The organism is Sphingopyxis sp. (assembly GCF_035250425.1).
Classification (GTDB): Bacteria; Pseudomonadota; Alphaproteobacteria; order Sphingomonadales; family Sphingomonadaceae; genus Sphingopyxis.
In genome coordinates this window covers 1-10568 of record NZ_DATFFD010000180.1, presented here as the reverse complement: position 1 = coordinate 10568, position 10568 = coordinate 1, and the positions used below count along the sequence as shown (strand labels likewise).

At 64.9% G+C, this 10568-nt stretch carries 11 protein-coding genes; 6 read left to right on the top strand and 5 right to left on the bottom strand.

Annotated features, from left to right (window positions below):
• Window positions 1-34 precede the first annotated feature (34 nt).
• Window positions 35-1378 carry a sorbosone dehydrogenase family protein gene (locus tag VJ811_RS10875; RefSeq protein ID WP_324072285.1) on the bottom strand — a complete coding sequence of 448 codons (1344 nt, stop codon included), beginning with the start codon at window positions 1376-1378 and terminating at the stop codon, window positions 35-37.
• Between the two features lie 173 nt (window positions 1379-1551).
• Here VJ811_RS10875 and VJ811_RS10870 point away from each other — a divergent pair, with 173 nt between their 5' ends.
• A complete protein-coding gene (locus tag VJ811_RS10870) occupies window positions 1552-1767 on the top strand; it encodes a hypothetical protein (RefSeq protein ID WP_058536565.1) in 216 nt (71 codons plus the stop codon).
• A 32-nt stretch (window positions 1768-1799) separates the two neighbouring features.
• Here the strand turns inward: VJ811_RS10870 and argC are convergent, their stop codons facing one another.
• From argC to VJ811_RS10855, 3 genes are all read right to left on the bottom strand, one after another.
• Complete coding sequence (argC, locus tag VJ811_RS10865) at window positions 1800-2726, bottom strand: N-acetyl-gamma-glutamyl-phosphate reductase (protein WP_324072284.1); 927 nt, start codon at window positions 2724-2726, stop codon at window positions 1800-1802.
• Window positions 2727-2729: 3 nt separating this feature from the next.
• Window positions 2730-3674, bottom strand: a complete 945-nt coding sequence (locus VJ811_RS10860) for a C40 family peptidase (protein ID WP_324072283.1) — start codon at window positions 3672-3674, stop codon at window positions 2730-2732.
• A gap of 85 nt (window positions 3675-3759) precedes the next feature.
• Window positions 3760-5163, bottom strand: a complete 1404-nt coding sequence (locus VJ811_RS10855) for a leucyl aminopeptidase family protein (RefSeq protein ID WP_324072282.1) — start codon at window positions 5161-5163, stop codon at window positions 3760-3762.
• Window positions 5164-5217: 54 nt separating this feature from the next.
• Here VJ811_RS10855 and VJ811_RS10850 point away from each other — a divergent pair, with 54 nt between their 5' ends.
• Genes VJ811_RS10850 through VJ811_RS10840 form a run of 3 tightly spaced genes read left to right on the top strand, consistent with a single transcriptional unit; the run spans window position 5218 to window position 7209 of the window.
• Window positions 5218-6051, top strand: coding sequence for a DUF3298 and DUF4163 domain-containing protein (locus VJ811_RS10850; protein ID WP_324072281.1), 834 nt, complete (start codon window positions 5218-5220; stop codon window positions 6049-6051).
• A 16-nt stretch (window positions 6052-6067) separates the two neighbouring features.
• Window positions 6068-7003 carry an SDR family oxidoreductase gene (locus tag VJ811_RS10845; RefSeq protein ID WP_324072280.1) on the top strand — a complete coding sequence of 312 codons (936 nt, stop codon included), beginning with the start codon at window positions 6068-6070 and terminating at the stop codon, window positions 7001-7003.
• Window positions 7004-7026: 23 nt separating this feature from the next.
• Complete coding sequence (locus VJ811_RS10840) at window positions 7027-7209, top strand: DUF3008 family protein (protein ID WP_054725234.1); 183 nt, start codon at window positions 7027-7029, stop codon at window positions 7207-7209.
• A 204-nt stretch (window positions 7210-7413) separates the two neighbouring features.
• Here the strand turns inward: VJ811_RS10840 and VJ811_RS10835 are convergent, their stop codons facing one another.
• Window positions 7414-8952, bottom strand: a complete 1539-nt coding sequence (locus VJ811_RS10835; protein ID WP_324072286.1) for an NAD(P)/FAD-dependent oxidoreductase — start codon at window positions 8950-8952, stop codon at window positions 7414-7416.
• Window positions 8953-9144: 192 nt separating this feature from the next.
• On the opposite strand from VJ811_RS10835, the gene VJ811_RS10830 reads away from it, so the two are divergent.
• Window positions 9145-10269 carry a DUF47 family protein gene (locus VJ811_RS10830; protein ID WP_324072279.1) on the top strand — a complete coding sequence of 375 codons (1125 nt, stop codon included), beginning with the start codon at window positions 9145-9147 and terminating at the stop codon, window positions 10267-10269.
• A 15-nt stretch (window positions 10270-10284) separates the two neighbouring features.
• Window positions 10285-10568, top strand: a 284-nt coding sequence (locus tag VJ811_RS10825; protein WP_324072278.1) for an inorganic phosphate transporter, incomplete at its 3' end; no start/stop codon positions are given.

Here is a 10568-nt window from a genome sequence, read left to right as displayed (position 1 = left end):
AAGTCTCGCGGCCTCCCCCATCAAGGGGGAGGGTTTAATTGGCCTTCGCAACCCGCCAGATCACCCCGCCGGTATCGTCGGCGACCAGCGCGCTGCCGTCCTTCGCCACCTTCACATCGGCCGGCCGGCCGCGGGTGGTCTCGCCGTCATTGCCGAGGAACTGGTCGAGCAAGGTGACGGGCAGCGCGTCGACGGGCTTGCCGCCCGCGCCGAACTTGACGAACACGACGCTGTAACCCGCGACAGGTTCGCGGTTCCACGACCCGTGCAGCGCGATCAATGCGCCGTTCGCCCAGCGCTCGCCAAGGTCGAGGCCTTGGGTGAAGGTGAAGCCCAGCGGCGCGGTGTGGGCGCCCAGCCCATATTCGGGTCGCTTGACGTACTGGCGGCGATCCTCGGCCTCGGGTTCGACGCGCGGATCGATGTACCCGCCCCAATAATACCAGGGCCAGCCATAGAAATCGCCCTCGGTGACGTCGGTCAGATAGTCGGGAACCAGGTCGCTGCCCAGCATGTCGCGCTCGTTCACCACCGTCCACAGCCGGTCGCTGCCGGGATAGAAATTGAGGCCCACCGGGTTGCGGATGCCGGCCGCAAAGGTGCGCATATATCCATTCTCGGGCCGCACCTCGAGCACGCTGGCGCGGCGGAACTCGCGATTTATGCCGGCTTCGCCGATATTGGAATCGGCGCCGACGCCGACGTAGAGCCAGCCGTTGGGCGCAACCGCGAGGCTCTTGGTCCAATGGCGGTTGGTGCCCTTTGCGGGCAGGTCGACGAGCTTGGATGGCTTGCCGCTCATCTTCGTTTCTCCCGCCACATAGGGGAAGGCGAGCAGCGCGTCGGTATTCGCGACATAGAGCGTGCTGCCGACCAGCGCCATGCCATAAGGCGAATTGAGCCCCGTGATATACGCTGTCTTCACTTCGGCCTTGCCGTCGCCATCGGCGTCGCGGAGCAGGGTGATGCGGTTCGCCGACGGTTTCCGGCCGGTGCCGCCCTTGCCCATCAGATTCTTCATGACCGCGCCCTGCACGCCGCCATCCTTGCGCGGCGGGCTCTGCGATTCCGCCACCAATATGTCGCCGTTCGGAAGGACCAGCATCGTGCGCGGATGGTCGAGCCCTTCGGCAAAGCGCGCCACCGCCAGCCCCTGCGCCGCGCGCGGCGCCTGGCCTGCGGGCCAGCTCGTCGCTTCGGGCACGTTCACCGTCGGGAAGCTCTCGGTCTTTTGCGATGCCATCACCGGCACCCGCCCGCTGAGCTCGGCGGTCGAGAAACGCGCCACATCGGGGCGCGACATGACGTATAATGTGATGCCGCCGACGATCAGCAGCAGCAACAGGGCGATGGCGGCATATTTCAGGATCTTGCGCATGACGCCTGTCTACACGCGCGGCGCGCGGCGTCAAAGGGGGTTGCATCGGCACGCAAATGCTTAACCGCCGAGGGCTTGCTATTAACCTTACCCGATCGTTCATCACGGTTGGGAACGGCGCGGTGAGGGGCGTGCGTTAGGAAATGCACTCGAAGTAACGGACCAGGAATTCGATGCACCTGCCAGCACCCTTTCTCACCGACCGCGACGCGGTCGAGGATGCCCATGCGCTGATCAGCATGCATGGCGAAGAAGCGGGCTTCGCCGCCGCAGCGCGCGCCGAGCAATATCGCGTACTCGGCAACCACGTTCATTTCGCCCGCTGGCGCCAGATCGAGCGGCTGATCACCTATTTGTCGATCGAGGACATCCTCGACACGGTGCACTGAATCCCCCTCCTCCCCCTTGATGGGGGAAGGCTCTAAAGCCGCAGGCCCGCGGTTTCGGGCAATCCCGCCATGATGTTGAGATTCTGGACGCACGCGCCGCTCGCGCCCTTGCCCAGATTGTCGAGCCGCGCGACGAGGCGCGCCTGGCCGGCATCGCTATTGGCAAAGACGAACAGCTCAATCCTGTCATCGCCCGCATCCGACGCGCGGAGAAGCATTTCGCCGTCCGCCGGCGCCTCGCCCATGACGACGATCGGACTCGCGCCATAGAATTCGGTGAGCGCCATGCGCAGCGCGCCCGACGACGCGGCACCGGGCATGGCACTCAGCGGCAACGGAACCTCGACCACCATTCCGCGATGCGCGGCGATCACGGCGGGCGAAAACAGCGGGCCGATCGCAAGGCCGCACCGCGCCTGCATTTCGGGCACATGCTTGTGGCCGAGCCCTAGCGCATAGCCGCGCCATGCGATGTCGGGATCCTGCTCGAAACGTTCGATCAGCGCCTTGCCGCCGCCCGAATAGCCGCTGACCGCGTGGCAGATATAGGGCCAGTCGGCGGGTAGCAGGCCCGCCTGCACGAGCGGTGCGACCAGCGCGATAAAGCCCGTCGAATAGCAGCCCGGGTTCGACACGCGCGCGGCCCCCGCAACGGTGTCGTGCCCGCTGACTTCGGGAAAGCCATAGACCCAGCCCGGCGCGACACGATGCGCGGTCGATGCATCGATGACCCGGGTGCGGTCATTGCCGATCATCGCGACCGCCTCGCGCGCCGCATCGTCGGGAAGGCAGAGGATCACGAAATCGGCGTCGTTCAGCGCCTCGCGCCGCGCCGCGGCATCCTTGCGGCGCGCATCGTCGAGCGCGATCAGCGTGAACTCGTCCCGTCCGGCAAGGCGCTCGGCGATTTCGAGGCCCGTCGTACCCGCCGCGCCGTCGATGAAAACCGTTTTCGTCATATCTTATCGCAGTCTTTTATATCCGCTCACCGGCGGATCATGATCCTTTGCGGCCGAACGCGCGATCACGTCGGCCAGCGGTTCGCTGTTCACCGCCATCCATCGTCGGCTGGCGTGAATGATCGTCTGGCTGTCGGCCATGATGCCGACGTGGCCGGGGAAAAAGACGAGGTCGCCGCGCGCAAGCTCTGCCGGGTCGACATCCTTGTCGGCACCGAGCGCCGCAAGCTGGAGGTCGCTATCGCGCGGAAGCTGGATTCCCGCGGCCGCCCAGACGAGCTGGACGAGGCCCGAACAGTCGATGCCTTTCGTGGTGCGGCCGCCCCAGACATAGGGCGTGCCGATCATCTGTTCGGCGAGTTCGGCGGGGTCGTTGTCCGCTGCACCGACTTCGACAAGCGAAGCGAGCGGCAGGTAGCCGTGCGAGGTTGCGAGCCACTCGCCCTCGGGCTCGCCCATCACCAGCGCGCCGCGCGGCAGGACGGCGGGGCCGCCGCTCGCGGCGTCGGGCGCGCTGTGCAGCATCGCCTCGATCATCGCGACGCGGTGCGTCGGCGCGATCGGCGCGGCGAGCGCCTCGGCGGCGAGATAGCCGACATAATGGTCGGCGAGACAATAGCCCCACGCCCAGCCGCCGGTGAGGTCGAGCAGGGCAAAGCCTTCGCCGAACAGCAGCTCGCTCGTCTGGTCGGCGTCGACCGACGGCGATGCGCGCAGCGATGCGGCGGGCAGCACGCCGCTGCGCATCATCGGTGCGGCATAATGCGGCGCGAAATGCGTTCCCGCGACCGCGATATCGGCCAGGTCGGGGCGGATCGCGACGACGCGGGGGTCGAACGCCTGCGACGTGCCGGTCAGACCAAAGCGATCGCGGCCCGCACCCGCGGCGCCAGGACGCCCCATGCGCACGCGGTTTGCCGCTGAATTATCGCCACTTTCTGCTGTCACTTGCCGTCCTGTAAAAAGCCGAGTTCCGCGCGGGGCGGACAATCGCGCGCCATTAGACCAGCAGACCCCTCTTTATCAAGAATGTTCAGTTTTTGCCGCGGCGGTCGTAGCGTGCTTGCAGCATCGCCCACGCGGCACGCAGGCCCAGCGCGGCGCCGCCTTTCGGCCGCCCGGGCTTTGCCGAAGGGCGCCAGGCGAAGGTGTCGAGATGCACCCACAGCGCCCCCTCGGGCACGAAGCGCTTAAGGAACAGCGCCGCGGTGATCGATCCGGCAAAAGGCGAACTGCCCGCATTGCCAAGGTCGGCGATGTCGGTTTCGAGCAGCTCGGCGTAGCCGTCCCACAGCGGCATCCGCCATAGCGGATCGTCGCGTTCGATCCCGCCCGTGAGCATCGCCTCGGCAAGCGCGTCGTCATTGGCAAAGAGCGGCGGCAGGTCGGGGCCGAGCGCGACCCGCGCCGCGCCAGTCAATGTGGCGAAATCGACGATCAACTCGGGCTTGGCTTCGCCCGCCCTCGCGAGCGCATCGCCCAGCACCAACCGTCCCTCGGCGTCGGTGTTGCCGATCTCCACCGTCAGGCCGAGGCGGCTTTTCAGCACGTCGCCGGGGCGAAAGGCGTCGGCCGAGATCGCATTTTCGGCCGCGGCGACAAGACAGTGAAGCCGCACCGGCAGGCCGCTCGTCATCACCAGTTCGGCGAGCGCGAGCACATGCGCGGCGCCGCCCATATCCTTCTTCATTAGCCGCATGCCCGCCGCTGGCTTGATGTCGAGCCCGCCGCTGTCGAAGCTGATCCCCTTGCCGACCAGCGCGACGCGCGGGTGGTCGTCCTTGCCCCACTCGATCTCGATCAGGCGCGGCGCATGATGCTTGGCGGCGGCGCGCCCGACCGCGTGGATCATCGGATAGCCCTGTTCGAGCGCCTCGCCCTTGGTGACGGTCAGCTTGCCGCCATGCGCCTTGGCGATGCGTTGGGCGGCCTTCTCGATCGCCGCCGGCCCCATGTCGGCAGCGGGGGTGTTAACGAGGTCGCGGACGAGCGCGACCGCACGCATTTCGGCGACCAGCGGCGCGATCGCGCCGACATCGGTTGTCAGCAGCACGCGCGGCCCTTTGGCCGGCGGGTTCGATTTATAGGTGTCGAAGCGATATTGCGCGCTCATCCAGCCGAACAAAGCCTTGCCTGGTTGCTGGCCTTCGAGGCGATAGCGGCCTTCGGGGAGGATTTGCCCCAGCTTGGCGAGGCACCAGGCCGATAGGCTGTCGACTTTCGCGACGGTCGTGACGACCGCCCATTTTTCAGGGTCGTCGCCGGGCAGGATCGCGTGGACGAAGGCATCGGGTTTGAAACCGACCGCGGCAAGATGCGCGCGTTCGCGCGCGCTGCGCCCCTTCAGCCATTCGTCATAGCCCTTCTTGTCGACGAGATGGATCGGGCGCGCGTCCTGCCCCTTGTCGGGCTGGATCAGGTCGGAATAGTCGGTCATGCGGCTGTGCTAGGCCGCGCGGGATATTTTGTCGATTCCCGGCGTTATGTCTGCATGACGACCAACGCATCCTGGCGAAATGCCACCTCGCTCCTTGCCGGCGCGCTGCTGCTGGCGGGTTGTTCCGACGACAAGCCGACGAAGGCGGAAAAGGTGGCCGCGGCTTCGGTGCCCGGCGCGCCGCCGCAGGGCGCCGCCGACGCGGCGGCGAAGGGCGCACCTGCATCGAAGGTCAGCGAGAGCAACGATCTGGTCGAATTCGTCTATGCCTATCCTGAGGAAGCCGCCCAAATCCCCGAGCTCGCTAGGGCGCTCGACGGCGACCGGGCGACGAAGCGCGGGACGTTGATCGCTGCCGCGCAGCGCGACAAGGCGGCGGCCGAAAAGGGCGAATATCCCTATCGCGCGCATATCTATCGGCAGATCTGGCAGCGCGTGACCAGCACACCGCGATTCCTGAGCCTCTCGGCCGGGGTCGAGATGTATACCGGCGGCGCGCACGGGATGCAGACCTTCGACACGCTGATCTGGGACCGCAACCGGCGCAAGCAGCTGAAGCCGCTCGACCTGTTTACCAGCGGCGAGGCGTTCGACACTGCGATCAAGGATAATTTCTGCGGCGGGATCAAACGCGCAAAGGCGGCGAAGGGCATTGCCGCCGACGAGGCGCCCGACAGCCCCTTCGGCAAATGCCCGCCGGCATCGGCGCAAACGGTGTGGCTCGGCTCTTCGGACGGGCGCTACCTCGACCGCATGACGATCGCGATCGCACCCTATGAGATCGGCCCCTATGCCGAGGGAAGCTACAAGATCAACGTGCCGGTGACGGGCGCGCTCGTCAAAGCCGTGAAGGCCGAATTCGCGCGCGACTTCCTCCCCATCAACTGAACCGAAGGACAAGGTCATGGCGAAGCAGCCCAAAGCCGGCAAGATTGGCGAAAGCGCAAAGGAAAAGAAGGGCAAGCGGAGCGCCGCGACGAAACTGCGCCATGCGGTCGGGTCGGGCGAGACGATCGCCAAGCCGCCGTCGGATCGCGAAGCCGATCTTGATCGCGCCCCCAAATGGGAGCCGCGCTATCCGGGTTCGGGCCGGCTCGACGGCAAGGTCGCGATCGTCACCGGCGGCGACAGCGGGATCGGCCGCGCGGTGTGTGCGCTGTTCGCGCGCGAAGGCGCCGACATTGCGATTGTCTATCTCGAGAACAGGGCCGACGCCGTCGAAACCGTGGCGATCGTCGAGGCCGAAGGGCGCCGCGCGATCGTGATCAAGGCGGATGTCGGCAAGGCGAAGGCGGGCAAAAAGATCGTCGCGCAGACCGTCGACAAACTCGGCCGCCTCGACATCCTCGTCAACAACGCGGGCGAACAGCATCCGGCGGCGGATATTCGCGACATCAGCGAAGACCAACTGCAGCGCACCTTTGCCACCAACATCTTCGGCATGTTCTATCTCGTGCAGGCGGCCTTGCCTCACCTCAAAAAGGGCGCGGCGATCGTCAATTGCACCAGCGTCACCATGTATCAGGGGTCAAAGGGGCTGCTCGATTACAGCGCCACCAAGGGCGCTATCACCGCCTTCACCCGCTCGCTCAGCGACAATCTGATCGCGAAAGGCATCCGCGTGAACGGCGTTGCGCCGGGGCCGATCTGGACTCCGCTCAATCCGCGCGGCGGCGCACCCGCCGAGAAGGTTGCGACCTTCGGCGAGAGCACACCGATGAAGCGCCCGGGCGAGCCCAATGAAGTTGCGCCCTGCTTCCTCTTCCTCGCGTGCGACGATAGCAGCTATATGTCGGGCCAAGTGCTGCATCCCAACGGCGGTACGATCGTTAATGGCTAGCGGGGCGGGCAAGGAGAAGTGCCATGCCAGCCAAATCGAAAGCCCAACAGAAAGCCGCCGGCGCCGCGCTCAGCGCCAAGCGCGGCGATACGCCCAAGTCGAAACTCAAAGGCGCATCGAAACAGATGGTCGACAGCATGAGCGAAAAACAGCTCGAGGATTTCGCCAAGGGCTCAACCAAGGGCAAGCCCGAACACGTCGATTGATCGCGGGGGCGTATCCCAACCTCACTCGCCCTCCCCCTCGATGGGGGAGGCAGCGAGACTTGCGAACTTGTTCGCTAGTCGCAGCGGTGGGGGTGCGGCCTGAACGACCGTGCCCTGACGCGCCGTCACCTCCATCCAACTCCGCCTAACCGCTGACGCGCTAAGGCTTCCTATCCTCCCCCCATCAAGGGGGGAGGATAGGGGTCATTCCGCCGCTTCGAGCTCCGCCGGTGCCGCCGTCACCTTCGCTTGCGCGTTGGAGAAGGTCAGTACACCGTCGGCAACCGCGCCGGTGCGCATGTCGATCCGGTCCTGCACATAATTCTGGCTGAGCCGCCAGGGCAGCGCGGCCGTGCTCTTCGGCATGATGTGCAGCGACCGCTGGATATAGCCCGACGAGAAGTCAAAGACATTTTCCTCTTCGAGGCTCGACGGATCGGCGAGCGCTGGAGTGGCGACAGTCGTCCCCGTATCGCGCATATGGTTGAGCACGCGGCAGACATATTCGGACACGATGTCGGCGCGCAGCGTCCAGCTTGCGTTGAGATAACCGAACACCGCCGAGAAATTCGGCACGTTCGAGAACATGCACGCCTTGTAATAGAAATGGTCGTGCCAATCGACGGGCGTACCATCGACGCGCACCGGAATCTTGCCCGCGACCGCGAGCTTGAGGCCCGTCGCGGTGACGATGATGTCCGCGTCGAGGCGTTTACCCGATTTGAGCTGGATGCCCGTCGCGTCGAATTTCTCGATATGGTCGGTCACGACCGACGCCTTGTCGGCCTTCATCGCTTCGAAGAAATCGGCGTCGGGGACGAGGCAAAGGCGCTGGTCCCACGGGTTATAGGGCGGAGTGAAGGCTTCGGCGTCGTAGCGGTCGCCAAGACTCTCCTGCAGCTTCTTGGTCAGATACTCCTTGACCTTCTCGGGCTTTTCGCGCGCACGGCGGAAGGCGATGTCCTGCAGCCGGACATTCTTGAAACGGGTGATCCTGTACGCGAGTCCCTCGGGCAGGAACTTGCGAAGGAAGTTCGCGAACCCGTCCTTGGCGGGCCGGATGAAATACCAGGTCGGCGTGCGCTGGAGCATCGTGACGTGCGCGGCGTCCTTCAGCGACGGGACGATGGTGACCGCGGTCGCCCCCGATCCGATCACGACGACCTTCTTGCCCTTGTAATCGAGATCCTTCGGCCAGAATTGCGGGTGGATGATCTGCCCCTGAAAATCCTCGCGGCCCGCGAACTGCGCGTCGAAGGGCTCGTCATAATCATAATAGCCCGAGCCGAGGTAAAGCCAGCGCGCGGTCGTGGTCGACCTCGCGCCCTTGCTGTCCTCCATCGTCACGGTCCAGCGCGCGGCATTGCTGTCCCAGTCGGCGCCGACGACCTTGCTGTCGAAGCGGATGCGCTCGCGGATATGGCGTTCGTCGACGATGCGGTTCAAATATTCGAGGATCGAGGGACCGTCGGCGATCGATTTTTCATGCTTCCATGGTTCGAAGACAAAGCCGAGCGTATGCATGTCGCTGTCCGAACGGATGCCGGGATAGCGGAACAGATCCCAGGTGCCGCCAAGCTGTTCGCGGCGCTCGACGAGGGCGAAGCTGCGGTCGGGAGAATTCATCTGCAAATGTACGGCCATGCCGATACCCGAAATTCCCGCACCGACGATCAGCACATCCTGATCGACCGGTGCAGCTTTCGCGTCCGCGGGGCGTTCCATCGTCGCCGTGCCTGCCATCATCCTGTCTCCCGACTATGTTTGAGGGGTAGATTACGCACCGCGTTTCATTTTGCAATCGAATTGACGTTTACGGAAAGTGCGGCGGCGATGAAGCGTCCTTGTCGCTGTCACATTATTGTCATAGGGGCGTAACCTGTTTGTCACCCATGGCCTCGCGCGCCCGAAACCGCCGGAAAGGATGAAAGCCTCATGCGTCAGATCGCCGTCCTTCCTTATCGATTCGGCGGACCCGCGCAGGACGGGCCAACCGAAATCCTGCTGATCACGTCGCGCGAAACGAAGCGCTGGGTGGTGCCGAAGGGCAATCCGTTGAATGGAATAACGCGCCATGCCGCAGCCGCGATCGAGGCTGAAGAAGAGGCGGGAGTGATCGGCGCGGTCTGCCCGACGCCGATTGGCAGCTATGAATATCGCAAGCGCCGGGCCAATGGCGCGTCGATCATGTATAATGTCGAAGTCTTCCCGCTCGCGGTGACGAACGAGCTCGACGACTGGAAGGAAATGGACGAACGCGACCGCAAATGGTTCTCGTTCCGCGACGCTGCGTCGGCAGTCGAGGAACCCGATTTGCAGGCGCTCATCCGCTCGTTCGGCGATGGCGGTTTCCGCGCCGTCGCCCAGCCGCGCGGGGTGGTCGAAAATGTAGCAGACAAGACAGGGGTTAGCTGGATGTTCGCATGGTTTCAGCGTTTGCTGCCGCGACAGGGAAATTTCTTCGAATTGTTCGAAAGCCACGCCGCGACGCTCGTCGCCGGCGCCAACGCGCTGTCGCGCATGTTGCAGGGCGGTGAGGGCATGGCCGACCATGTCCAGGAAATCATCGAGCGCGAGCATGACGCCGACGCGATCACCCGCGAAGTGCTCCAGACCGTCCGCCGCACCTTCCTGACCCCGTTCGACCGCAGCGCAATCACCGACCTGATCGCCTCGATGGACGATGCGATCGACGAGATGCAGAAAACAGCGGGCGCGGTCGATCTGTACGACGTCACCGAATTCGAGCCCGAAATGCGCGACATTGCGGGCATCATCGTCGACGCCGCGCGGCTGACGGCGGAAGCGCTTCCGTTGCTCCGCAACATCGGCGCCAATGGTGCGCGGCTCCATGAACTCACCGAGCGGCTGGTGCGGATGGAAGGTCATGCCGACGAGATCCATGCCGCCGGGCTGAAGCGCCTGTTCCGCGAACATGGCGAAGCGAACCCCACGCAATTCCTGATCGCACGCGAACTTTTCCGCCATCTCGAGCGCGTCACCGACAGCTTCGAGGATGTCGCGAACGAGATCGACGGCCTGGTCATCGACCACGCATAAGCGGGGGCGTCCACCATGCACGAACTCGCTTTTCCGCTCCTCGTCGGCCTCGTGATCCTCGCGCTGGCGTTCGATTTCCTGAATGGCCTGCACGACGCCGCGAACAGCATCGCCACGGTCGTCGCGACGCGGCTGCTGCGGCCGGTGCAGGCGGTGTTGTTTGCCGCCTTCTTCAACTTCGCCGCTTACTTCCTCTCGGTCATCTTTCCCGAGCTGCACAAGGTTGCCGAGACGATCGGCAAGGGGATCATCGACAAGGATCTGGTGACCCCCGCTGTCGTGTTCGGCGCGCTGGTCGG